Here is a 23,602-nt window from a genome sequence, read left to right as displayed (position 1 = left end):
CGACGATGGGGGACGCCGTGGGGTGACGGTCAGTGGTGCCGCCACACCTTGACCGCCGATGCCAGCAACAGCAACATCAGCAGCGGGATCAGCACGGTCTCCGGCACCACCCCGAGCAACAAGCCGCCGATCACGGTTCCGATGATCGACCCGAGGGACATCGCGATCACGAAGCGCCCGTTCGCCTTCAGCACGCCGAAGCTCCGATCTCGGCTGTAGCGGGCAAAGGCCACCAGCATCGTCGGCAAGGACACCGCCAACGACAAACTCCCGGCGATCTTGATGTCCACCCCGTAGAGAAGCACGATCGTCGGGATGAGGAGTTCACCGCCCGCCACACCCATCAACGCCGCGACGACCCCGATGCCGAATCCGGCGATCAACCCGGCGATCGTCCGGGAGAGCGGGCCGAGGTCGAGTGTGCCGAGTTCACCGAAGTGGCTCGCCCCCAACGCGATCGCGATCACCACCAGCAGCACGGCCAGAACCTTGTAGAGCGTGGCCGACCGCATTTTCGTCGCCCAGGTCGCCCCCACCCAGGCGCCGACGAGACTGCCGCACAGCAGGTTGACCACGACAGACCAGTGCGGGACCAGGTCGGCATACGGAACCGACATGAGCCTGGCCGGGAGCGCGGTGAGGACCACAATCAGGCTCATCGCCTTGTTCACGATCACGGCTTGCAAGGCGACGAAACCGAACAATCCGATCAACACCGGCAACCGGAACTCGGCACCGCCGAGACCGATCATGCCGCCGAGCACACCGATCGAGGCCCCGGTGGACACCGCCCATGGCAGCGACCTACGCGCCGACGATATGCCGGCGCCGACCGAGTCCCTGGCAGGTGAGCTCATCGCACTGCGCACCGGCGCCGACGGTTTCTCATCCGCCCAACGTACTGCGAGACCAACAGGTCGCCGGAACGAGATGACCGTGTGCCCGCCCGTATCGCCAACCGTCGACACCGACCGGCCTCCGGCCGAGCCAATTCGCACTCTACCCTCCCGTTAGGGTAGAGTCTCGGTGTTTCGGTGCTGCCGACGCAGTCTTTCTGCGTGGGCCGGTCGTGAGCAGTGGTGCTTCGGCTGTGGTTGCCGCTCGATCCTTTGTGACGCCGGTCGGGCGTCGATGTCTAGGCATCCGTGTGTGCGTCGGGTGCGAACGGAGCTTTTTGATGCCAGTACAACTCGATTTGCCGCCCGAGGACGTCTCGGTCCGGGCCGCCCTGCGGTCACCACGCCGGTTGAAGACCGAGATTCTTGCTGGTGTGGTGGTCGCACTGGCGCTGATCCCGGAGGCGATCTCGTTCTCGATCATCGCCGGGGTCGATCCGCGTGTCGGGTTGTTCGCCTCGTTCACGATGGCGGTGACCATCGCGATCGTCGGTGGTCGTCCCGCGATGATCTCCGCGGCCACCGGGGCGATCGCCCTGGTCGTGGCCCCGCTCTCACGCGAATACGGGTTGGACTACCTGATCGCCGCCGTCCTGTTGGCCGGGGTGCTGCAGATCGTCCTGAGTCTGCTCGGGGTGGCGAAACTGATGCGGTTCGTCCCGCGCAGTGTGATGGTCGGCTTCGTCAACGCCCTGGCGATCTTGATCTTCACCGCCCAGTTGCCGCACCTGATCGACGTCCCCGTCCTGGTGTACCCGATGGTCGCGGTCGGGCTGCTGATCATGGTGCTGCTGCCGAAGGTCACCACCGTGGTGCCGGCGCCGCTGGTGGCGATCGTGCTGCTCACCGCGGCGACCGTGCTCTTCGCGCTCAACGTCCCGAACGTCGGCGACGAGGGCGAACTCCCCTCGAGCCTGCCGTCCTGGCTGATCCCGGACGTGCCGTTCACCATGGACACCCTCTCGATCATCGCCCCCTACGCGTTGGCGATGGCACTGGTCGGGCTGCTCGAATCGTTGATGACCGCCAAGCTGGTCGACGACATCACCGACACCCACTCGGACAAGACCCGCGAGGGCTGGGGACAGGGCATCGCGAACCTGGTCACCGGCCTGTTCGGCGGTATGGGCGGCTGCGCGATGATCGGCCAGACCATGATCAACGTCAAGGTCTCCGGGGCCCGCACCCGCATCTCCACCTTCCTGGCCGGGGTGTTCCTGCTGATCCTCGTCGTCGGCCTCGGCGACGTGGTCGCGTTGATCCCGATGGCCGCCCTCGTCGCGGTGATGATCATGGTCTCGGTCGGCACCATGGACTGGCACTCCATCGCCCCGAAGACGTTGCGGCGCATGCCCCGCAGCGAAACCACCGTCATGCTCGCGACCGTCGCGGTCACCGTCGCCACCCACAACCTCGCCTATGGGGTGATCGTCGGCGTGATCACCGCGATGGTGCTCTTCGCCCGCCGGGTCGCGCATCTGACCGAGGTCGTCGATATCGCCCACCCCGACGAGAACACCCGCGTTTACGCCGTCCGCGGCGAACTGTTCTTCGCCTCCAGCAACGACCTGATCTACCAGTTCGACTACGTCGGAGACCCGGAAAACGTGGTCATCGACCTGTCCGACTCGCACATCTGGGACGCCTCCACCGTCGCGACCCTCGACGCGATCACCACCAAATACGCTGCCAAGGGCAAGACCGTCACCATCGTCGGTTTGAACGCGGCCTCCTCCGAGCGGCACGTGCGCCTGAGCGGGCAGATGGGCGCCGGTCACTGACATCATGGTCCGGAAAGCAGGGACAGGCGGAGGAGTGACGAGATGACAGGTCGCGTCGAGGTGTCGACGGATCGGCACATGCAGATCGGTGAGGTCGCCGAACGCACCGAACTGTCGATCAAAACCATCCGCCACTACGACGAGGTCGGCCTGGTCACCCCGTCCGAACGCAGCGCCGGCGGCTTCCGGCTCTACACCGACGCCGACGTCCAGCGGCTGCTGGTGATCCGGCGGATGAAACCGCTGGGCTTCACCCTCGACGAGATGCGCCAGCTCCTCGACTCCCTCGACATCCTCGACACCACCGGATCCGGTCACGACCGAGTCGCGGCGCAGGCGTTCGTGACCGACTGCCACACCCGGGCGGAGGAGAGCTGCCGCAAACTGCGCAAACAGGTCGCCTACGCCGAGGAGCTGACCGCGCTGCTCGCCGACCACGCCGCCGGCGAGACAGCCGCCGCGGCAGTGGTCGACGAGCCCTGAGTTTCAGAGGGTTCCGAGACCGTCGATGCCGCACGCCGCGGTACGGGACTGCGCCCGTAGAATGATGATCGTGCAGCTCAAGTATGCGACCGCCCGGAGCGGGTCGGATGCTGCGCTCGCGCACTCGGATGTGTCGGCGGCCGTGGGCACCCCGGGCACGTTCCACGAGCCGTCGATGGTGTTCTTCGAGGAGAACCTGCGCCCGGGCGGCACCAACGGATACACCACCTCGTGGGGAACGAACGCGCACGGCAAACTCGCCGGCTGCCCACCCTCAGCTCACTGACCCGTCCACACACCACACGCGCCGATCACCGATCGACGTGTGCTGCACCGCACCCGTGTCGTGGATCTCTCGCCTGCCCTCGTGCGAACCGCCCCGTGCCGCGGGTCGTTGTCTGCGCACTCACCCTGAGAGGTGGGTGCGCCCAGCCGAAAGTCAGTGATGAACGCACCCTTGTCCCGTCTGCCGTTGCTCTCCCGCGGGTCCTGGCCGGAGACCGCGCGAGTCGCGGAAATTCTCCGCAAGGAAACCGTCGGCGGTGTCCTGTTGCTGATCGCCGCGGCCGCCGCCCTGATCTGGGCCAACACCCCCTGGTCGGACGCCTATCACTCGCTGCGCGAGGTGACGGTCGGCCCGCCCAGCCTGCACCTGAATCTGACCCTGGGCACCTGGGCCGCCGACGGGTTGCTGGCGATCTTCTTCTTCGTCGTCGGTCTCGAACTCAAACGCGAATTCGTCGCCGGCGACCTGCGTGATCCGCGCCGGGCCGCGCTGCCGGTGATGGCCGCGATCGGCGGCATGATCGCCCCGGCCCTGATCTTCGTCGCGATCAACCTCGGCACCGGCGGCGGCGCGTTGAACGGGTGGGCGATCCCCACCGCCACCGACATCGCGTTCGCGGTCGCGATCCTGGCCGTCATCGGCACGCACCTGCCGGCCGCGCTGCGCACATTCCTGCTTACCCTCGCCGTCGTCGACGACCTCCTCGCGGTCACGGTCATCGCGATCTTCTATACCGACGATCTCGACTTCACCTACCTCGGTTTGGCGCTGATTCCTTTGGCGGCGTTCGGTTTCGCGGTTCAGAAACGGATCCGGTCGTTCTGGATTCTGCTGCCGTTGGCGGCGGCGACGTGGTGGCTGGTGCACGAATCCGGGGTGCACGCCACCATCGCCGGAGTGTTGCTCGGGTTCACCGTCCCGGTGGTGCGCAGCGCCGCCGCCGGCGGGCCCGACGCCGGCCCAGGTTTGGCCGAACACTTCGAACACCGCATCCGGCCGCTGTCCGCGGGGTTCGCGGTGCCGGTCTTCGCGTTCTTCGCCGCCGGGGTCACCATCGGCGGCCTGGACGGATTCGTCGACACCCTCGGCGACCGGGTCGCCCTCGGGATCGTCGCCGGCCTGGTCATCGGCAAGGTCGTGGGCATCACCGGGATGAGCGTGCTGATCGCGAAATTCACCCGAGCCGAGCTCGACGAGGATCTGAGCTGGCTGGACGTGATCGCGGTGGCCATGCTCGGCGGCATCGGATTCACCGTCTCGCTGCTCATCGGGGAACTCGCCTTCGCCGGAGACGTCCTGCGCAGCGATCACGTCAAGATCGGGGTGCTCACCGGCACCCTCACCGCCGCCCTGCTCGCCGCGATCCTGCTGCGGCTACGGAATCGGGCCTACCGTCGCATCGCCGACCGCGAAACCGCCGACATGAACCACGACGGCATCCCCGACATCTATCAGTAGCCCGTGCCGCGCCGCTGTGCGGTGGCCTCGCCTGTGCGGAATTCGTCCATGAACGCATGCACGCCGAGCAGGCTCTCCCCACGCGCGCGACACCCTCTGGCTCAAACCCGCGTTCGGAGCGCGCTTCGTCGAGGATGGGCAGTCAGCCGCCCCAAAGTGGTGGGATCGGCACCACCACCGTGGGGTCAGTTCACCGGCATCGTCTGCGCAGCTCCGACCATCGCCGTGAGCGCATCGACCCCGACCGGGTCGGTGGCCAGTTTCGGCACCACCGAGAACCGGGGGTGCGCTGCGGTGACGGCGCCGATCTCCTCGAGTTCGGTCGCGGCCCGTTGCCGCAGCAACGGCGACGTCGGTGCCGCGGCGGCGAGGGAGTTGTTGACCACCCACGCCCACGGCGCAATCCCGGCGCGCTGCAGGTCGGTCTGCAGGCCTTCGGCCTCGAGGCGGGGGGTGGTTTCGGCGAGGGTGACCAGCAGAACCTTCGTCTCCTGCGGGTTCTGCAACCGCATCAACGGGGTGGTGAAATTCGAGTTGTCACCCATCTGCCGGGCGATCTCCCGGTGGTAGGACCCGGTGGCGTCGAGCAGGAGCAGGGTGTGGCCGGTGGGGGCGGTGTCGACGACCACGAACTTCCTCCGTGATTCGTGGATGATCCGGGAGAACGCCTGGAAGACGGCGACCTCCTCGGTGCACGGGGAGGCCAGGTCCTCGGCGAGGGTGGCGCGGCCTTGCTCGTCGAGGGCGGCGCCCTTGGTGGCCAGCACCCGCTGCCGGTACGCGTCGGTGGCCTCGGCGGGGTCGATCCGCGACACGGTCAGGCCCGCGAGGTTTCCGTCGAGGGTGTCGGTCAGATGCGCAGCCGGGTCGGTGGTGGTCAGGTGCACCTGGTGGCCACGCTGGGCGAGGGCGACAGCAATTGCGGCGGCGAGGGTGGTCTTGCCGACCCCACCCTTGCCCATACACATGATCAGGCCGTGCCCGTCGTCGGCGAGTTCGTCGACCAGAGCGGACAGCGGTGCCTCCGGCACCGCGGGGGCGGGCGCCGAGTCCGGCTGCGGGGTGTCGGGGTTCGTGGTGAACAGGCCCTCGAGTGCGCTGATGCCGACCATGTTGGTGGCCTTGAGCTCGACCAGGTCGAGCGGCAGCCCGGCCAGTTCGGTGGGCAGGTCGGCGAGCGCGGCCTGCTCCCGCTGGTGAATGGCGGCGGCCAACTCGTCCCCACCGGTGGGGGTGGGCAGGACACCGTTGATCACCACATGTTGACGGGTGAGACCGATGTCGGCGAGTTCGGTGTGGGTGCGGGCGATCTCGGCGAGCGGGGACCGCTGCGCCCGGGCGACCAGCACCAGCCGGGTGCGCTGCGGGTCGGCGAGGGCGGCGACGGCGCCCTCGTAGATGCTGCGCTGCTTGTCGAGCCCGGACATCGGGCCCAGGCAGGACGCGTCGCCCTTGCCCTCGTTCAGGAAGTCGGTCCACGACCCGGGCAGTTGCAGCAGCCGGATGGTGTGCCCGGTGGGGGCGGTGTCGAAGAGCACGTGATCGAAGTCTGCAAGGGTGTCGTGGTCGGTGAGCAGGGCGGTGAACTCGTTGAACGAGGCGATCTCGGTGGTGCACGACCCGGACAGTTGCTCGGTGATCGACGCCAGTTCCTTCTCCGGTAACAGCCCGCGGACGGGTCCGATGATGCGTTCCCGGTAGGCGTCGGCGGCCTGCTCGGGGTCGATCTCCAAGGCCGACAGGCCCGGAACGGTGAGGACTTCGGTGACGGTGTTGCCGATGGTCAGCCCGAAGACCTGCCCGACGTTGGAGGCCGGGTCGGTGCTCACCAGCAGCACCCGCTTGCCCGCGCGGGCAAGCGTGATGGCGGTGGCGCAGGCGATCGAGGTCTTCCCGACCCCGCCCTTACCGGTGAAGAACAGGAAGCGGGGCGGGGCGAGAAGAAACTTCATGAGCGGTTCAAAGCCTTTCAGCAGCAGCTGGTGCTGCCGGTGTCGGTGGGGGCGCAGCAGGACCCGGCGTCGGTGGTGTCGGTGAGCCCGAGCGTGGAGATCCCGGCCGGTGCGCCTGCGTACGGGGTGTCGGTGCCGATGCCGGCCCACTTGGCGAGCTGGGCGCGGTCGGGGTAGCGGCCGGTCTGCGCGGTCACCCCGTCCACCAGCACCAGCGGCAGGCCCTCGGATCCGGCGACCTGAAGGAACCCCTTGACGGGTTCGCGCTCGGCGAACGCGAGGGGTTCGCTGGCCAGGTTGAACCGGGCGATGTCCCCGCCCTGGGAGCGGACCCAGTCCATGTCGGCGGAGAAGGTGACCAGCGCCTGGTCGACGTCGTCGCCGCAGACGCCGGTGTTGCAGCACAGGGCGGGTTCGAAAATTTCGATGGTGCTCATGGTGTTCTCCTCGGCCGATCTCAGGACTGGTGGGTGGTGCGGAGTTGGGCGGCGAGCTGATTCACGCGGGCGGTGATGTCGTCGCGGACCAGCCGCATCCGCTCGATCCCGTCGATGCCGCGCTCGGACGGCTCAATGGTGTCCCAGTTCTCGAACCGGGTGCCGTCCACCGGGTCGACGCGGGCCTCGCGGCCCAGGGTGACCACCAGATCGACGTCGCGGACCAGTTGCGGGTCGATCAGCTTCGGGGTCTCCCCGGTGATGTCGACACCCACCTCGAGCAGAGATTCGGCGGAGAGGGCGTTGACGGCGGTGCCGGGTTTGGTGCCGGCCGAATACACCTCGACGGTGTCACGGGCGGCCTTGCGCATCAGTCCGGCGGCCATCTGGGACTTGCCGCCGTTCTTCACGCACACGAACAACACGGAGGGTGTGCTCATCGTCTCGTCTCCGTCTCTCAGGCGGTGGCGGGGACGAGTTCGGCGATCAGCGCCTGCACCTTGGCCTTGATCTCGTCACGGATCGGGCGGACCGCGTCGACGCCCTGACCGGCCGGATCCTCGAGGACCCAGTCCCGGTAGCTTGTGCCGGGGAAGACCGGGCAGGTGTCACCGCAGCCCATGGTGATGACCACGTCGGAGGCCTGTACCGCGTCGACGGTGAGAATCTTCGGGGACTCGGCGCTGATGTCGATGCCGAGTTCTGCCATCGCCTCGACGGCGGCCGGGTTCACCTGATCGGCTGGGGCGGATCCGGCGGAGCGGACCTCGATCTGATCACCGGCGAGGTGGGTGAGGAATCCGGCGGCCATCTGGGAGCGGCCGGCGTTATGGACGCAGACGAACAACACGCTCGGGGTGGTGGACATGAACGGAGGTCCTTTCGGGGGAACGTGAACAGAACGTCGGTGGGCCCGGCCGGTTCGGTCAGGCGGGGACGGTGGTGAGCTCGCGCAGCAGCTGTCGCACCCGGGTGTCGAGATCGTCGCGGATCACCCGCACCGCCTCGAGGGGTTGGCCTTCGGGGTCGTCGAGGGCCCAGTCCAGGTATCGCTTACCGGGGTAGACCGCGCAGGCGTCGCCGCAGCCCATCGAGACCACCACGTCCGCGGCGGCGACGACGTCGTCGGTCAGCGGCTTGGGGTACTCGGCGCCCAGGTCCAGACCGAGTTCGGTCATCGCCTCGGCCACGGTCGGGTTGATCGCGTGGATCGGTGCCGAGCCGGCGGAACGAACATGCACCCGCCCCTGCGCGTGGTGATCGAGCAGGGCGGCGGCCATCTGGGAGCGGCCGGCGTTGTGGACACAGACGAACAGCACCTCCGGCACATCCTTCGGTGCCGCACCGCGGGATTGGGCCAGGGCGGTGAGCCGGTCGGCGGCGAACCGGCCCGCCAAGGTGGTCAGGTGCGTGTGCACCCTCGCGGTCCGGCGCAGCGCGGTGTAGGACTCGAAGACGTACCGCTCCACCGTCTGCGGGGAGAACACCCCGGTGTACTTGGCGGCCAGATCCTCCGCGGTGCGGGACAGGACCGCCTGCGGCATCAACAGTTCCGGCTGCGCCCGATGGACCTGGGAGCGCAGTTCCTCATCGAGCGGGTTCTCGGACATCAGGACTCCTTCGTCACAGATGCGGATGCGGGGGTGTCGGTGAAACCAGCGGAATGGGTGAACCGTGTGCGCAGCGCCAGGGACACGTAGACCAGCCCGACGAGGACGGGGACCTCGATCAGCGGTCCGACGACACCGGCCAGGGCCTGCCCGGAAGTGGCGCCGTAGGTGGCGATGGCGACGGCGATGGCGAGTTCGAAGTTGTTGCCCGCGGCGGTGAACGCCAGGGTGGTGGTGCGCTCATACCCGAGGCCCATGGTCGCGCCGAGGGCGTAGCCGCCGCCCCACATGATCGCGAAGTACGCCAGCAGCGGGACCGCGATCCGGACGACGTCCCACGGCTGGGAGGTGATCCGGTCGCCCTGCAGGGCGAAGAGGATCACGATCGTGAACAGCAGGCCGTACAGCGCCCAGGGCCCGATCTTCGGGATGAACTTGGTTTCGTACCAGGTGCGGCCCTTGGCTTTTTCGCCGAAGCGGCGGGTGAGGTAGCCGGCGAGCAGGGGGATGCCCAGGAAGATGAGCACCGACTTCGCGATCTGCCACGGGGAGGTGTCGATGGTGGTCTGCTCGAGGCCGAGCCAGCCGGGCAGCACGGACAGGTAGAACCAGCCGAGGACGGCGAACATGATCACCTGGAACACCGAGTTGATCGCGACCAGCACGGCGGCGGCCTCGCGGTCACCGCAGGCGAGGTCGTTCCAGATGATGACCATGGCGATGCAGCGGGCCAGGCCGACGATGATCAGCCCGGTGCGGTACTCGGGCAGATCCGGCAGCAGCAGCCAGGCCAGGGCGAACATCAGGGCGGGTCCGAGCACCCAGTTCAGCACCAATGATCCGATGAGCAGTTTGCGGTCGCCGGTGACGGTGTCGAGTCGGTCGTAGCGGACCTTGGCGAGCACCGGGTACATCATGATCAGCAGGCCGAGGGCGATCGGCAACGAGATGCCGTCGATCTCGACGGCGCTCAGGGCGTCCCCGAGCCCGGGAATCATCCGGCCGAGGAGCAGTCCGCCGACCATGGCGACGCCGATCCACACCGGCAGGAACCGGTCGAGGGTGGAGAGTTTGCCGACGACGGCGGGGTGATCGGTGGTGGTTTCCTCGCTCATGCCGGAACCTCCGTGGAGGTGCAGGTCTCGGACGGGACGACCGGTCCGCTCTCGGTCAGCAGCACAGCGGACAGCTGCTGCAGCGCCGACGGGATCACCCAGTAGTACACCCAGGTGCCGCGACGCTCGCAGTCCAGCAGGCCGGCGGCGCGCAGCACCTTCAGGTGATGGGAGATCGTCGGCTGGGATAGGTCGATCGTGGCGGAGATGTCGCACACGCAGGCCTCGCCGCCGGCATGGGAGGCGATCAGCGACAGCAGGCGAAGGCGGACCGGGTCACCGAGCGCCTTGAACATCCGGGCGAGATCCCCGGCCCAGTCCTCGGTCAGGGGTTCGCGTGCCAGGGGTGAGCAGCAGGCACCGCTCTCCGACACCTCTTGTTTCGACATACGTCGATATTGACAGAGGTCGAATCAGGAGGCAAACGAACATCGGTGAACGCCCCCATGCGAGGTCGACGTCAGACGTGTGCGGACTTGACTCGGTAGTGGGGTACGGGGTTGAGAATGGCGGCATGCGTAGCAGTGAGGTCGCCGCCCGCACCGGGGTGAATGTGCAGACGCTGCGGTACTACGAGCGCCGCGGCCTGTTGACGCCGCCGCCGCGGTCGCCGGCCGGGTATCGGGCGTATCCGGCCGACGCCGTGGCGGTGGTCCGATTCGTCAAACGGGCTCAGGGGCACGGGTTCAGCCTCGACGAGATCGAGGACCTGTTGCATCTGGCCGAGGGCGGACCGGATGACTGCAATACGGCGCGGGAACTCGCCGAGGCCAAGCTCGCTCAGCTGGCCGAGAAGATCGCCGACCTGCAACGCATGCAGCGGTCCCTCTCCGATCTCGTCGCCACGTGCGAGCGGCCACGCACCGACCGGTGCTGCCCGCTGCTGCACACCCTGCACACCGAAGGAGATGACCGATGAGGCTGGAAATCCTGCAGGTTCCCGGTTGCCCCCACGTGGCGTTGCTCGAGCAACGGCTCGAGAATGTTCTGGCAGGACAGCAGTCCGAGGTGGAGATCTCGCATCGGGTGATCGATGACCCGGCGGTCGCCGCCGACGCCGGCATGACCGGCTCACCCACCCTGCTCGTCGACGGCGCGGACCCTTTTGCCGCGCCCGGGCTGGTGCCGAGTGTGTCCTGCCGGCTCTATCCCGCCGAGGGTGGCGGGGTCGGAGGCGCCCCGTCGGTGGCGGCGTTGCGGCAGGCGCTGCACGCGGCGGCGGCCGACACGGCGGACGAGCCCGCCGACGGCCGGGGCGGCTGCTGCTCAGCGGGTACTGCGGCGGAATCGCCGCTGGCCGGATTGGGTGGATGGCGCGATGCGGCGCGGCCGCGGACTCCGGCCGAGCGGGCGATCCATTACGCGATTCTGCGGGCGTTCGCCGACCGCGGAGCGCCACCCGAGCACGCCGAACTGGACTCGGTGGCAGCCGAATTCGGTGAGCCAGGTCGGCGGGTCCTGGCCCGGTTGCACACTGCGGACGTGATCCGGCTCGATCCGGCCGGGCGGATCGCCTCGGCCTATCCGTTCTCCACCTCGCCGACCCCGCACCGGGTGCGCATCGGGGGCGGGGCGGGCGTGTACGCGATGTGCGCTGTGGATGCGCTGGGGATGTCCGCGATGCTCGCCGCCGAGGTGGTGATCGAATCGGCCGACCCGGTCACCGGTGAGCACATCACCGTGACCGTGCACGGTGAGAGCGCGGTGGCGACCCCGGCCACCGTGGTGGTGTTCGTCGGCGCAGACGCCGGGCACGGCCCCTCCGCGGACACGTGCTGCACCACCTTGAACTTCTTCACCGACCGCGGCACCGCCCGGTCGGGGGCCGACGAGCACCCGCAGGTCGGCGGCATCGTCGTCGACCTCGCCGACGCCACCCGGCTCGGGGCGACAATCTTCGGCGGCGCGCTCACCACCTGATGGCGGGGTGCCGGTGTGCTCAGCCGAGGGTGAGCTGGTCGCGGTGGAAGTCGAAGTGCTTACCCGGATATCGATACACCTGCTCGGCGGTCATGACCTCGTCGAAGAACGGATCCCACCGCACCGGGAACGCCATGCTGCGCCGCAGGTTCGTCTCAGACTCCTTGGCCAGGGAGCGCTGCAGCTTGGCGATGACGCGGTCGCAGTGCCGGCCCATCCGGCGGCGGTCGAACACGGTGGCCGCCGCGCACGAGCCGAGGTAGTTGATCTGGTGGAACACCGGGGTGGTCGCGTCCAATGCCCGCGCGAAGCCGCGGCCGACCCGGTCGGGCAGCCGGGAGAAGACCCGGACCAGCACCAACAGTCGGCGCACCACCATGTAGCCGAACACCATGTGGAACAGCAGCTGTTCGTTGGTCCAGCGGGTGCCGTTCGAGCGGCGCTCGAAATCCGCCGCCGTGGCGTGATCGAGGAGCTCGTGCAGTGTCCGCCGGGCCCGGTCGAGGTCGGCCGCGATCTCGGCCCGGTCCACCGGCTGTTTCTCGGGCATGGGCGAACCTCCCTACCGACCGTCGTGGCCCACCCTCCGAGGCTCATTGTCCGCCCATTGGGTGAAGCCGAGCCAGCGGCGGCGGAAGTGCAGGTCCGGCTCAGGCCGGTGCCGGAGAGGTATCCGTGGCCGCGGGCAGCAGGCGCGGCACCAGGCGGACGTAGACGACCATGCCGACGACCTCGACCAGGGTCTGGGTGACCACGACGACCGCGGCGACCGCCAGCTGGTCGGGCAGTGCCAGAGCCAGCGGGAGCACGACCAGGGAGTTGCGGGTGGCTCCGCTGAACACCACCGCCCGCCCGGACGGCGGGTCCAACCGAAACAGCCGGGCGACCAGCATTCCCGCGAACGCCATCACCACCAGGAACACCACGTAGAAGGGCACCACCGCGGCCACATCGGCGACCCGGCCCTCGAGCTTGGGCACCTGGGAGGCAACCACCACCAGCAGGGTGGCGGCCATCAGCGGCACCATCAGCGAGGTCGCCGCCTCCGATGTCCTCCGCCCGGATTCCGCACGCGACGCCCAGAACTGGGTGGCCCACGCCAGCGCGAGGGGGATGACGATCAGGACGATGAACGCGGTGACGAACGGGCCGACCTCGACGATGTCGGACAGGTCCGAACCCAGGAACAGCACGAGAAACACCGGGAGCAGCAGCATCTGGGTGAGCAGCAGCAGCGGGGTCGCGGCGAGCAGGCGGCGGCTACTGCCGCCCGCCAGCCCGGAGAAGACGATCACGTAGTCCACACACGGGCACAGCAACACCAGCAGCACCCCGATCCGCACGGCCTGATCGGCGGGGAGGAAGGTGAACATCGCGGCGACAACGAGCGGAACGACCACGAAGTTGACCGCCAGGATGGCCGTCAGGAACCGGCCGTCGCGCAGGGACCGCAGCAGTTCGGCGACCGGCACCTGCAGGAACGTCACAAACAGCAGCGCACCGAGGACCGGGTTGATCGCGTGCTCGAGACCGGGTCCCGCTGCCGGTGCGGCCCAGCCGATCCCGGCGCCGGCGACCATCGCCGCGAGGTAGATCGCCACCTGGTGATGTTCCATTCGTGCGACCACACCCTGCGGCTGCGTCACTGCCTCGTCTCCCTCATCGGTTCGGTTTCCGCACCCGCGCTCGCTTCCGCCCGGGTGCCGTCATTGTCGCCCACCCGGTTCGGCGACCGGTCATCGTGGCTCGGGTGCGGTCCGCTCCTCCAGGGCGCCGGGAATTGTGGGCATCGGCAGATCCGCGGCCGGCGCGGGCGGGCAGGACGCGGGTGCGGAGCGTCGACGACGGAGCGTCCAGCCCAGTGCGACTGCGGCGACGAGCGCCACCACGGCCAGGGCAGGCACCCACAGCGCCCCGAGCGCGAACGCCGCTGTCAGTCCGCCCAGGACCGACAGGATCGGTCCCGCGCAGCACACCGCGCACGCCCCGACCGCGGCGCCGCCCACCCCGACTGCCTTCCACCGCGCGGCCCCGGGTCGGCCGGTCGCCGTCATGCCCGCACTCCGAACAACTCGGTCACCAGCGGCTCGGCCGCCCCGGGGGCGCGCACACTCAACACCAGGGCATCGGGAGTCAGCTGCATCGTGAAGTCGAAGAACGCGCAGCAGCCCTGCTCGGCCGCGGCGAGGCGCGCCACGTCGGCGACCAGGTCCGGGTCGGCGGGGAACCGCAGCCGGAGCCCGCCGTCGATGTCCTCACGGCCTGTCGCCGAGTCCAGCACCTGCCGCCACTGCTGGATCCGCTCGCCCTGCTCGTCACCGCCCAGGGTGCAGGCCACCGGCATCTCCGGTCTGCCGTCGCTCTTCGGTACCGGGTCGGGTCGGGTCCGGGTGAAGGCGACCGCGACCGGTGCCGCCGGGGCGGTGGAAAGGCAGCCGCAGTCGGGTCCGCAGGCCCCCGCCGGCGGCGGCTGCGACAGTTCGGTGCGGACCCGGGTCAGGTGCGCCGAGAACGCGGAGAGTTCGGCGATCCGGCGGTCCGCATCGGTGATGCGGTCGGTGATCATCGGCAGCATCCGCTGCCGCACGTGCGCGCAGACCCCCTGTTCCCACACCTCGAGCAGCTCCCGGATTTCCTCGAGCGGCAGCCCGAGATGTTTCGCCGAGGAGATGAACTCCAACCGGTCCACCGCGGCGTCGTCGTAGACCCGGTAACCCGACGCGGTCCGCGCCGCGGGCAACAGGCCCGCGGTCTCGTAGAACCGCAGGGTCGTGGCCGGCACCGCGGAGAGCTCCGCGAGCTGGGAAATCCTGTACGTGCTCATGCCACCGACGGTAAACCTTCAACTCGACTCGAAGGTCAAGTCGAAAGATGCGTGAGACCGCCGGGTGCTCTCAGACTGTCAGGGCGCTGCGGCGTTCGAGGAAGACGGTGTCGCGCCAGATGCCGTCGAGTTGGGCGATGCGTTCGCGGACGCCGATGGTGCGGAATCCGGCGGAGTGGTGCAGGGCGATGCTGGCCCGGTTTTCCGGGAAGATCGAGGTCTGCAGCGTCCAGATACCTGCCTCGTCGGCGGCGATGACCTGGGTGCGCAGCAGGGCCTTGCCGACGCCGCGCCCGCGCATCCCGTCGGCGACGTAGATCGAGTTCTCGGCGACACCCTGGTAGCAGTCCCGCCCGGAGGTCGGGGTCAGCGCCGCCCAGCCGACCACGACGTCGTCGATCTCGGCGACCCACCGATGCCTGGGCAGCCACTGCGCGTCCAGGGTTTCCCGGGTGGGGACTTCGGTGGTGAAGGTGGCGGTGCGGGTGGCGATGCCCTCGCCGTAGATCCGGCGCACCGCCTCCCAGTCCTGCTCACGCATCGGGCGCACGGTCACGTCGTCGGGGAGGTCGTCCGGGCAGCACGGGCGCGGGGTGAGCACCCCCATCACCGCATCGGCGGCGTGCGGGAGGCCGGTGCAGCAGGACGGGTTGACCACGACGACGGTGCTGGTGCCGTTCTTTTCGGCGGTGACGAATCCGACGTCGGCGAGCTTGCGGACGTGGTGCGAGACGGTGGGCTGCCCGATTCCCAGGGCCTCGGCCAACTCACCGACGGTGATGCCCGCGGGATGGGAGGCGACCTGATGCAGCAGCCGGACTCGGGTCGGGTCGGCCAGGCAGGCGAACCACCCGGCGTAGGTGGCCGCATCGTCCGGCGCCAACGCATCCACGGAGTCCACCGCGGCGGTGCGGACGTCCGGCATGTCCAGGGAAGTCATGGGTTCACTATATCGATATACGTCGATGGTTGCATTCATCGACACATGTCGATACTCTCCCAACTTAGAGGATCGATGAACGTCGATGGAAGGATTTTCGAGATGAACACCTTGCCCGTAGTCGTCGTAGGGGCCGGACCGGTCGGCCTCGCCGCCGCCGCACAGCTGCGTGAACGAGGCCTGACGGCGCTGGTCTTCGAACGCGGGGAGAGCGCCGGTGCGGCGATCGCGGAGTGGAATCACGTGCGGCTGTTTTCCCGCTGGGGTGAACTGATCGACCCCGCCGCCCGCCGCCTGCTCGACGCAACCGGCTGGATTGCCCCGGACGACGACGCGTACCCGACCGGCCAGGACTGGACCCGCGACTACCTGGTCCCCTTGGCGAACGCGCTCGGCGACGACATCGTGCAGCTGAACACCGAGGTGGTCGGGGTGGCCCGCCGCGGCCGCGACCGGGTCGTCGACGCCGGCCGCGACACCGAACCACTGTCGGTGCACCTGCGCCGCGCCGACGGCACCGAGGACCGCATCACCGCCCAGGCTGTCATCGACGCCTCCGGAACCTGGACCACCCCCAACCCCCTCGGTGGGGAGGGCCTGCCCGCCCTCGGCGAGCGCGACGCCGTCGATGTCATCGAGTACCGGGTCCCGAACCTCGCCGACGAGGCAGTGCGAGCGAGGTATGCGGGCAAGCACATCGTGATCGCCGGCAGCGGGCACTCGGCGATGACCGCCATCGTCGCCTTGGCCGACTTGGAGAAGCAGACGCCGGGCACCCGAATCAGCTGGGTGCTGCGCCGCGGCGACGTCGGCTCCACCTTCGGCGGCGGCGACGACGACCAGCTGCCCGCCCGCGGCGCCCTCGGCCTGCGCGCCAAGGCGGCCCTGGACGCCGGACTGCTGACTGTGGTTCCCGGATTCCGCACCGCCACCATCGAACCCGCCGACGACGATGACCGGGTGGTGTTGGTCTCCGACACCGGTGCCCGCATCGACGACGTCGATCGGGTGGTGGTGCTCACCGGGTTCCGGCCCGATCTGTCCTGGTTGTCGGAGATCCGCCTCGGCCTCGACCCGGTGCTGCAGGCCCCGACCCAGTTGGCGCCGTTGATCGACCCGAACGTGCACTCCTGCGGCACCGTCTACCCACACGGCGTCGCCGAACTCTCGCATCCGGAGCCGAATGTGTTCCTGGCCGGGATGAAGAGCTACGGCCGCGCCCCGACGTTCCTGGCGATGACCGGCTACGAGCAGGTCCGCTCCATCGCCGCCACCCTCGACGGGGACCATGACGCGGCCGCCCGGGTCGAGCTCACGTTGCCCGAGACCGGGGTGTGTGGCGGGGCGGGGGTGTTCGACGATCCCGACACCCCCGCCGACGCCGTGGATGCCCCCGCTGGGTGCTGCCCCGCTCCGGACCTGGCACTGATCAGCCTCACCACTACCCGCGCGGGCGGATAAATCGGTGGCCGACACCAGTGCCCTGCCGCAGACCACTCCGACGCTCGATCGGGGTGGTCTGCGGCGGGTCCTGACGGTGCTGTGCCTGACCGAGATCACCAGCTGGGGCATCCTGTACTACGCGTTTCCGGTGCTGTCGGTGTCCATTTCGGCGGACACCGGGTGGTCGCTGCCGGTGATCGTGGCGGCGTTCTCCCTGTCCCAGCTTGCCGCCGCCCTGACCGGGATCCCGGTGGGGCGGATCATCGACCGGATCGGGCCGCGGGCGGTGATGACCGCCGGATCCGTCCTCGCCGTCCCGTCGCTGCTGGTCGTGGCGGCCGCCCCGAACCTGCCGATCTTCTACGCCGGCTGGATCGCCGCCGGGATCGCGATGGGCGCGGTGCTGTATCCGCCGGCGTTCGCAGCGCTGACCCGCTGGTACGGCGACGGCTACGTGAAGGCGCTGATGATCCTCACTCTGGCCGCGGGTTTGGCCAGCACCGTGTTCGCCCCGCTGACCGCGGCGTTGGTGGACCTGTACGACTGGCGGGCCACGTATCTCGCGCTCGCCGCCATCTTGGCGGTGGTCACCGTGCCCGGGCACCTGCTGGGTTTGCGGGGGCGGTGGCCGCACCCACTCGTCCCGACCGGGACGCATCCGGTCGATCACCGCGATGCCTCCCGCTCATGGGCGTTCCTCGCCCTCGTGATCGCACTGAGTTTGGGGGCGTTCGCCGCGTTCGCCGGGGTGTTCAACCTGGTGCCGCTGCTGATCGAGCAGGGCTTCTCCCCGTCCCTCGCGGCCCTGACGTTGGGGTTGGGTGGGGCCGGGCAGGTCCTCGGCCGCATCGGCTACCTGCCGCTCGCGGCGCGCACCACCGCCCGCACCCGGATCGTGATGATCCTCGCCGCGACCGCGGTCACCACCGCGCTGCTCGGGATCGTGTCCACGATGGTCGCGCTGATCGCGGTCGCCATCGGCGCCGGGCTGGTCCGCGGGATCTTCACCCTGATCCAGGCCACCGCGATCACCGACAGGTGGGGTGCCACCCATTACGGGCGCCTCAACGGGCTGATGTCCGCGCCGGTCGTCATCGTCATGGCCCTCGCCCCGTGGGCCGGGACCGCGTTGTCAGCGTGGACGGGCAGCTACGCCCACGCGTACCTGATCCTCGCCGGCGCAGCCGTGCTCGCCGCCATGGTGGCAACCGCGAGCATCCCCCGCGTGGGCGAAAGGGGCAGGGGCAGAAGGGTCCTCAACCCGGCACGCGAACTGCCCGAGGTGACTTGACTACTCGCCGTGATCCGCAGGTGGGTCGGCGACGTTGCGGAGCCCACGGCTGTGGTCAACCAGGTTCGGGCGTTTCGCAGCCGCTGTGGATTCACTCGCTTCGGCATTCTCGCCGGCGTGTGTTTCCTCGCAGATTTACTTCTCCCAGTATGCATCCGATCGTGCCCGCGGCACCCACAGAACGCTCATGCGATGTCCTCTCGGTGTGTAGGACGAGAGGAGATCGCTCCACCAGTCACGTATTTCGCGCGGGTGGGGGACTCTGTTGCCACCGTGCAGTGCCTCATCGGTGTCTTTCCTTTGTACGCCTCGGGGGTGAGGTCTGTCGCACCCAACTGGTCAGGTCGGCGACCCGCCCGGGGCGCTCGGATGCACGTCCATTGCCTTAATGGGATATGCGGGGTAGACCTGAGGTACGGATCCACGGCAGACCAAGGTCGAACCGGAAGAGAAGATTCCACCTCTCGGTCGTGGCACCCAGCACGAGTTGTAGGCACCGACGCAAAAAGCACGGCCCACTAACTGGGCTCAGCGCGGTGGGCCTGCGTCAGGACGAGGGGGTTCTCTGACGCCGAGGCCACATTTGACCCCGCGCAACCATGCAGCTTGGTAACCAGATGTTCGTGCTCGCGGGCGGCGCCCCTTCATCAAGGGCGCCGCCCGACGTATGTCTGGGGAACCTCCGCGTAGCTCCGCCGCCGTGCAGGTCACCTGCTTCGGTGTTGCGTCGACGCAATCACCGGCGACAGAATTGGGTGCCCGAGGCAGTAGCTGAGGGAAGTGGTTCGTGTAGGAGGTCTCCGGGGCGTAAGCACCCCTGTCGGCAGCCCTATCCAGCGGTTTCCAGCCTTGCGCGCCCACCCACCCACAACGAACGCTCCTCGCTTCGGCAGTGGGGCGTTCTGTGCTCGCAGCTGCGCGATCGCAGCAAAAGTGACCACCTCCGCCATGCGCCGAAAACCAATATTACGTCAACTAGTTATCTAAACTCCCTCTACCCCAGTGAGTTTCGAGTTTGATGGCGACCTTGGTGAACCAGCAGTCGAGACGGCTGTGGCCATTACTGGTCGTGGTCGGCTTCGAGTTGACGTTGTTCGACGAGTATCACAGCGCACAGCAGAAGATAGGCGCCGGGGATGATGAGGATGGCGGTGGTCAGGGCGACGATGATGGCTAGTATTTCCATGGCTGCTCCACGGGCAGGGGCTCGGCGAGGGGAGGGGCCCGGATCGGCGGCGATACCGGATGAAGGGCGTCTCTCACGGTAGACGCCTGCGGTGACGATCAGGGTAACCACCACGTGAACATGGTCGGGATCGGTCACAGCCACCCCACCGAGGGCGGACGCCGTCGTACTCACCCATGATGACGGACGCGGCATCGAGGCCTCCTGATCCGAGCGTTCCACCGCCCCTGGTCTGTCTACCAGTCCGCCCACGATGTGGCGGCGACTGGAAACGTCACGCCGGACCCGGACCCGGACCCGCCCAGAGTGTCCGCTCCAGCCCGAATTTACGGGGTGCGTCGCTTCAGGTCACTGATCGATCGAGGCTCTATTCGCTCGATCTGATTTGACTCCGATGACGCCAGTTTCGAGTCTTACGTTCCGGCCTGAGCGTGCGCGCGACGGGCAGCCTCTATCAGAGCTTCGGCGGCACGTTCGGCGCGCTTCGATTCGGTGCGGCTCGTCGGCATATCGGTGTAACCGGACCGCGTCTTGAGGCCGAGCAGCACGCTGAGGTGTTTCGCCGTGGTCGGGTCGACGGACCCGAGCACCGTGACGGCATCCTTGTGGTCCTCGCCCTGCGCATGCTTACCCAGTCGCGCGCAACAGATGACATCCGAGGCTGCGATGCCCGCGTGCACCCACAAGGTCACGACCGCATCGTCGACACCGTCCGGCTCGTCGGCGAAGTCGCGACCGATCTCGGCCAGGTGAAAGAACTGTTCGGCTTTTTTCAGCCGGCCTCGGCGGACCGCCTGGTCACACGGCCGCGTCCGCCCCATTACCGATTACCCCGACGCAGCAACCGGGTGAAACCGGCCCGTGAACCGGCCACCGTCAGCCCCTCCTTCACCACATCCCGCAGGACCGGCTCGTCCGTGCCGCGGCCGGCGATCTCGCTCTGCGCGAACTGCAGATCCCGCGCATCGTTGCCGGTCCATCTGGTCACTTCGGCCATCAGCTCCGCCACCTGTTCATCCCACTCCTCTTCTGCGACGTCGTCCGGCCGGACCAGGAAGATGTCGATGTCACTGTCGATCGTCATCGTTCCGCGCGCAGCCGAACCGAACACAGCGGCATACACCGGGGGAATCTCCCAGCCGGCCAACCGCGCCTCCAACCTGCGCAGGAACTCGCCAGACAAGTCGGCAAGACCCACGACATGAGGGAAGGCCAGGTGCTCACGATTGAGCTGGTACACGAACGCGTTTCCCACCCTCGAAGACAGCACCGTGCCCTGCTTGCTCAAGCGTTGCAACACCTTCCGTATCCCCTCCTCCGAATGGTGGTGCAGCACCCGGTGCAACTGGCCCGTCGTGAATGTCGCCTCAGATGCGGCCGCCAGCGCAGAGAGCACATCACCGTCAAGCGTGGGCGTCACTGTCTGCAGCGGCCGAATCAGATCCATAATTCCGTTCCCTCAAGGCCTCAAGGCTCACGCACTATTGTACGTCTACCCGTACTATAGTACGGGATAGGATCTCGTGGTTGCAGAAAGCGACCTTCGCGCATGCGCTCGTCGGACGGCGGGCGAACCTCGGGGGCGTGCCGATTTCTCACCACACCGCCCACCGTGCAGCCGAGTACTGACTCCAGTGCAGCCGACTCTCGAAACTGACAAGCTCCTCGATCAACACGATTGGTTTACAAAGTATTTGGTTCATGTCTGCCTGACTAGTCGCGCGGTCCCCGTTTCGATCCGGTCGTGTTCAGGTCAGCTATTCCTGGGACCGTTGCCGCGCACCTCGGCGATCGGGCGGATCACGCGCGCGAGGCGGCCTCGTGCTGCCCACTCCCGAGTGGTATCGCTGGTGATACCATGCCGGCGTGTCGAAGTAGACGAAATTCCTCGCGAGGATGCGCGCCAGTCCGCAGAGCGTGACCTACACCGAGCTGTTCAACTTCTGCTGCGACGTCTTCGGGGATCCACGTCAGAACGGCATTTCGCATGCGGTGTTCAAGACGCCGTGACCCGGGGACCCCCGGGTGAACATTCAGAAGAGCAAAGGTGGCAAGGCCAAGCCTTACCAGGTCGACCAGGTCCTCGCCGCTTACGACAAGGTCGTGAAGGAGGCAGACAATGGCTGACGGATCGCATTACACCTATCGGGTGACCTGGTCGGAACCGGACAGCGAGTTCGTCGGCATCGTCGCCGAATTCCCCTCGCTGTCCTGGCTCGCGGAAACCCAGAATGAGGCCCTCGACGGCATCGTCGCCGTCGTCCGCGACGTCCTCGAGGACATGGCGAGTACCGGCGAGCAGCCGCCCGTGCCGATCGCTGACCGCTCCTACAGCGGCATCTTTACCGTGCGGACCTCTCCGCGGGTGCACCGCACGCTGGCGGTCGAGGCCGAGGAGCAGGGTGTCTCGCTGAATCTGCTGGTCAACCAGAAACTCTCCGCTCCCGTCGGCGGCCGCACGGGAGCCGAAACGAAGGCGGGGTGAGGGTGCCGGAGGGTATGCCGAAGTGGACGTGGTTGCCGTAGAACAGGGTCTGGTCGGGCAGGGCGGCGCGGTGTAGTTCGGGGAAAGCTTCGGCGAGTGTGTCCGACAGAGGTCGGCGACGCGGAATTCGTAGCGCATGTGCACTCATTTCTCGACGGCCGTGACGTGGGTCGACCATGTCGATCTTCTGCGTCAACCTGCTATTCGGGTTGTTCGAGGGCGTCGGTGATGCGGTCGTGGACCGGAGGTTTCGAGGTTCTGGCCGGCGGTGTGGGCGGCGGCGTGGGCGCGGGTGTATTTGTCGTTGCTGAGTCGGATGGGGATGCGGTGGGCGGGGCCTGGGGTGGGCTGCTGGGCCAGTTCGCGTCTGAGGTGCTCATGCATCTCGCTGATGGGCAGGGATGCGAGGTCGGTGAGGATTTGAGTGCCGGTGGAGGCGGGGTCGTCGAGCAGGGCCAGGAGGAGGTGGTTGGTGCCGATCTTCTCGTGCCCGAGCAGGGTGGTCTGGCGCAGGCTGGCTTCGAGGACCTTCTTCGTCTTCGCCGGTGTTCGGGATGTGCCCTGCGGCAGGGGCGGAGCCTGCCGGTGCGCTGGCACCCTCGAGCTTGCTCTCGAGTGCCGGCGCGGTGACACCCCACGAGGTCAGCGCTGCCGCTCCGCGGCCGCCGGCCTCGAAGATCCCGACCAGCAGGTGTTCGGTGCCGACGCCAGTTCTGGTGGGTGGTGCGGGCGGCGCCGGCGGCGAGGACGACCACTTGACGGGCTTGATCGGAGAATCTCTCGAACACCATGACGCGCTCCCTCCCAGGCGTCGCCGCGAGCTACGCGAACTACTGCTGAATTCCCTGCTGCCCATTCTGGGCGGTGCGTAGGTGGTTAGGGGTGGGATCGATGCGACCTCGGCACCGGTGGGCGTAATAGTGCTGTGACCTGGTGTGATGGCATGCCCCCGGTTTGTGATGTGGGGGTCGCCGGCGACCTGTTCGGGGAGTGGCGGCGCCGGGGTTCCGGCGGGCGCGCGGGTGTCTGTTGCGTCCGGTTTTGAGTCGTTTTTGAAAGACGTTGATTTGCAACATGTTTCGGTAATTAGTTGGTGAGTAGGTCTTTACGTGTTTTGTGCACAAACCCCAGCTTGTAAGGTTCGGAAGTTGTTGTCGATCAATAGATTTGGATGATTTGAGGTTTTCGATGTTTTGGGTTGTGTGGGGGTGGGTGGTATGCTGTGGGTATGATATGGAGCGGCACAGGAAGGCGAGTGGGCGGCGGGTCGGGCGCACCACCCCGTCTCCCCAGCCTCGTTCGTCTGTGGGGGACCGGATCAAACGTGCCGATGAAAATATTTGGTGAGAGCCTAATCTCGGAAACTCAGAGGAGCGAAGCGACTCGATCGTCGGCAACGGGAGTGGACCCACTGCGAGCCGCGCAGCGGCTCCCTGGCGGGGAGCGCAGCGACTCGCCCCGTCTCCCGGCGCGGAGCGCCGGGAGCAGCGCCGCG

26 protein-coding genes and 1 pseudogene are annotated in these 23,602 nt (G+C 67.9%); 9 read left to right on the top strand and 18 right to left on the bottom strand.

The window, feature by feature from the left end:
- Positions 1-29: 29 nt before the first annotated feature.
- Positions 30-857 carry a sulfite exporter TauE/SafE family protein gene (locus ROP_RS00130; protein ID WP_080512420.1) on the bottom strand — a complete coding sequence of 276 codons (828 nt, stop codon included), beginning with the start codon at positions 855-857 and terminating at the stop codon, positions 30-32.
- Positions 858-1,177: 320 nt separating this feature from the next.
- Between ROP_RS00130 and ROP_RS00125 the strand changes: the two genes are divergently transcribed.
- The 4 genes from ROP_RS00125 (at position 1,178) to nhaA (ending at position 4,904) form a co-directional block, all read left to right on the top strand.
- A complete protein-coding gene (locus ROP_RS00125) occupies positions 1,178-2,677 on the top strand; it encodes a SulP family inorganic anion transporter (protein WP_012687294.1) in 1,500 nt (499 codons plus the stop codon).
- Positions 2,678-2,719: 42 nt separating this feature from the next.
- Positions 2,720-3,160, top strand: coding sequence for a MerR family transcriptional regulator (locus tag ROP_RS00120; protein WP_012687293.1), 441 nt, complete (start codon positions 2,720-2,722; stop codon positions 3,158-3,160).
- A 64-nt stretch (positions 3,161-3,224) separates the two neighbouring features.
- Positions 3,225-3,446, top strand: a complete 222-nt coding sequence (locus ROP_RS00115; RefSeq protein WP_394855815.1) for a hypothetical protein — start codon at positions 3,225-3,227, stop codon at positions 3,444-3,446.
- 159 nt (positions 3,447-3,605) lie between these two features.
- Complete coding sequence (gene nhaA, locus ROP_RS00110; protein WP_043823952.1) at positions 3,606-4,904, top strand: Na+/H+ antiporter NhaA; 1,299 nt, start codon at positions 3,606-3,608, stop codon at positions 4,902-4,904.
- A 185-nt stretch (positions 4,905-5,089) separates the two neighbouring features.
- Here nhaA and arsA read toward each other — a convergent pair whose 3' ends face one another.
- Genes arsA through ROP_RS00075 form a run of 7 tightly spaced genes read right to left on the bottom strand, consistent with a single transcriptional unit; the run spans position 5,090 to position 10,407 of the window.
- Positions 5,090-6,856 carry an arsenical pump-driving ATPase gene (gene arsA, locus ROP_RS00105; protein ID WP_012687290.1) on the bottom strand — a complete coding sequence of 589 codons (1,767 nt, stop codon included), beginning with the start codon at positions 6,854-6,856 and terminating at the stop codon, positions 5,090-5,092.
- Positions 6,857-6,873: 17 nt separating this feature from the next.
- Positions 6,874-7,293 (bottom strand): arsenite efflux transporter metallochaperone ArsD, encoded by a 420-nt coding sequence (gene arsD / locus ROP_RS00100; RefSeq protein WP_012687289.1) that lies wholly within the window; start codon positions 7,291-7,293, stop codon positions 6,874-6,876.
- A gap of 20 nt (positions 7,294-7,313) precedes the next feature.
- A complete protein-coding gene (locus ROP_RS00095) occupies positions 7,314-7,733 on the bottom strand; it encodes a low molecular weight phosphatase family protein (protein WP_012687288.1) in 420 nt (139 codons plus the stop codon).
- A 17-nt stretch (positions 7,734-7,750) separates the two neighbouring features.
- Complete coding sequence (locus ROP_RS00090) at positions 7,751-8,161, bottom strand: arsenate reductase ArsC (protein ID WP_012687287.1); 411 nt, start codon at positions 8,159-8,161, stop codon at positions 7,751-7,753.
- A 58-nt stretch (positions 8,162-8,219) separates the two neighbouring features.
- The gene (locus ROP_RS00085; RefSeq protein ID WP_012687286.1) at positions 8,220-8,903 is read right to left on the bottom strand and encodes an arsenate reductase ArsC; all 684 of its coding nucleotides are present in this window, start codon (positions 8,901-8,903) and stop codon (positions 8,220-8,222) included.
- Positions 8,903-10,018 carry an ACR3 family arsenite efflux transporter gene (gene arsB, locus ROP_RS00080; RefSeq protein ID WP_012687285.1) on the bottom strand — a complete coding sequence of 372 codons (1,116 nt, stop codon included), beginning with the start codon at positions 10,016-10,018 and terminating at the stop codon, positions 8,903-8,905. The genes ROP_RS00085 and arsB overlap by 1 nt, the downstream gene beginning before the upstream one ends.
- On the bottom strand, positions 10,015-10,407 hold the full coding sequence (locus ROP_RS00075; RefSeq protein ID WP_012687284.1) for an ArsR/SmtB family transcription factor: 393 nt from the start codon (positions 10,405-10,407) through the stop codon (positions 10,015-10,017). Before ROP_RS00075 ends, arsB begins: the two co-directional genes overlap by 4 nt.
- 125 nt (positions 10,408-10,532) lie before the next feature.
- On the opposite strand from ROP_RS00075, the gene ROP_RS00070 reads away from it, so the two are divergent.
- Together ROP_RS00070 and ROP_RS00065 are read left to right on the top strand one after the other, a co-directional pair.
- The gene (locus ROP_RS00070; protein WP_043823949.1) at positions 10,533-10,937 is read left to right on the top strand and encodes a MerR family transcriptional regulator; all 405 of its coding nucleotides are present in this window, start codon (positions 10,533-10,535) and stop codon (positions 10,935-10,937) included.
- Entirely contained in the window at positions 10,934-11,938 is a 1,005-nt protein-coding gene (locus ROP_RS00065; protein WP_012687282.1) for an alkylmercury lyase family protein, read from the top strand. Before ROP_RS00070 ends, ROP_RS00065 begins: the two co-directional genes overlap by 4 nt.
- Positions 11,939-11,957: 19 nt before the next feature.
- Here the strand turns inward: ROP_RS00065 and ROP_RS00060 are convergent, their stop codons facing one another.
- From ROP_RS00060 to ROP_RS00040, 5 genes are all read right to left on the bottom strand, one after another.
- Entirely contained in the window at positions 11,958-12,488 is a 531-nt protein-coding gene (locus ROP_RS00060) for a DinB family protein (protein ID WP_012687281.1), read from the bottom strand.
- Between the two features lie 100 nt (positions 12,489-12,588).
- Positions 12,589-13,554, bottom strand: a complete 966-nt coding sequence (locus ROP_RS00055; RefSeq protein ID WP_148222545.1) for an arsenic resistance protein — start codon at positions 13,552-13,554, stop codon at positions 12,589-12,591.
- Between the two features lie 120 nt (positions 13,555-13,674).
- Complete coding sequence (locus ROP_RS00050) at positions 13,675-13,992, bottom strand: hypothetical protein (protein WP_012687279.1); 318 nt, start codon at positions 13,990-13,992, stop codon at positions 13,675-13,677.
- Positions 13,989-14,762 (bottom strand): MerR family transcriptional regulator, encoded by a 774-nt coding sequence (locus tag ROP_RS00045; protein ID WP_012687278.1) that lies wholly within the window; start codon positions 14,760-14,762, stop codon positions 13,989-13,991. The genes ROP_RS00050 and ROP_RS00045 overlap by 4 nt, the downstream gene beginning before the upstream one ends.
- A 70-nt stretch (positions 14,763-14,832) precedes the next feature.
- Entirely contained in the window at positions 14,833-15,702 is an 870-nt protein-coding gene (locus ROP_RS00040) for a helix-turn-helix domain-containing GNAT family N-acetyltransferase (RefSeq protein WP_043823946.1), read from the bottom strand.
- A gap of 102 nt (positions 15,703-15,804) precedes the next feature.
- On the opposite strand from ROP_RS00040, the gene ROP_RS00035 reads away from it, so the two are divergent.
- Both ROP_RS00035 and ROP_RS00030 read left to right on the top strand, forming a co-directional pair.
- Positions 15,805-17,163: an FAD-dependent oxidoreductase gene (locus ROP_RS00035; protein WP_043826080.1), complete on the top strand. Its 1,359-nt coding sequence runs from the start codon at positions 15,805-15,807 to the stop codon at positions 17,161-17,163.
- Between the two features lie 4 nt (positions 17,164-17,167).
- On the top strand, positions 17,168-18,436 hold the full coding sequence (locus ROP_RS00030) for an MFS transporter (protein WP_012687275.1): 1,269 nt from the start codon (positions 17,168-17,170) through the stop codon (positions 18,434-18,436).
- A gap of 1,060 nt (positions 18,437-19,496) precedes the next feature.
- Here ROP_RS00030 and ROP_RS44750 read toward each other — a convergent pair.
- The 3 genes from ROP_RS44750 to ROP_RS00020 all read right to left on the bottom strand — a co-directional run bounded on the left by ROP_RS44750 (position 19,497) and on the right by ROP_RS00020 (position 21,069).
- Positions 19,497-19,622, bottom strand: a complete 126-nt coding sequence (locus ROP_RS44750) for a hypothetical protein (protein ID WP_269454427.1) — start codon at positions 19,620-19,622, stop codon at positions 19,497-19,499.
- Positions 19,623-20,035: 413 nt separating this feature from the next.
- Positions 20,036-20,443 (bottom strand): hypothetical protein, encoded by a 408-nt coding sequence (locus tag ROP_RS00025; protein ID WP_012687274.1) that lies wholly within the window; start codon positions 20,441-20,443, stop codon positions 20,036-20,038.
- Positions 20,443-21,069: a nucleotidyltransferase domain-containing protein gene (locus tag ROP_RS00020; protein WP_012687273.1), complete on the bottom strand. Its 627-nt coding sequence runs from the start codon at positions 21,067-21,069 to the stop codon at positions 20,443-20,445. The genes ROP_RS00025 and ROP_RS00020 overlap by 1 nt, the downstream gene beginning before the upstream one ends.
- Before the next feature lie 672 nt (positions 21,070-21,741).
- On the opposite strand from ROP_RS00020, the gene ROP_RS00010 reads away from it, so the two are divergent.
- The gene (locus ROP_RS00010; protein ID WP_012687272.1) at positions 21,742-22,107 is read left to right on the top strand and encodes a type II toxin-antitoxin system HicB family antitoxin; all 366 of its coding nucleotides are present in this window, start codon (positions 21,742-21,744) and stop codon (positions 22,105-22,107) included.
- A 192-nt stretch (positions 22,108-22,299) separates the two neighbouring features.
- On the opposite strand, the gene ROP_RS00005 is transcribed toward ROP_RS00010, so the two are convergent.
- Complete coding sequence (locus tag ROP_RS00005) at positions 22,300-22,704, bottom strand: Clp protease N-terminal domain-containing protein (protein ID WP_012687270.1); 405 nt, start codon at positions 22,702-22,704, stop codon at positions 22,300-22,302.
- A gap of 52 nt (positions 22,705-22,756) precedes the next feature.
- Positions 22,757-22,963: pseudogene (locus ROP_RS44995) on the bottom strand (hypothetical protein); the annotation flags it as partial.
- Positions 22,964-23,602: the final 639 nt, after the last annotated feature.

It is taken from the genome of Rhodococcus opacus B4 (assembly GCF_000010805.1).
Taxonomy (GTDB): Bacteria; Actinomycetota; Actinomycetes; order Mycobacteriales; family Mycobacteriaceae; genus Rhodococcus_F; species Rhodococcus_F opacus_C.
This window is presented reverse-complemented; position numbering and strand designations above follow the sequence as displayed.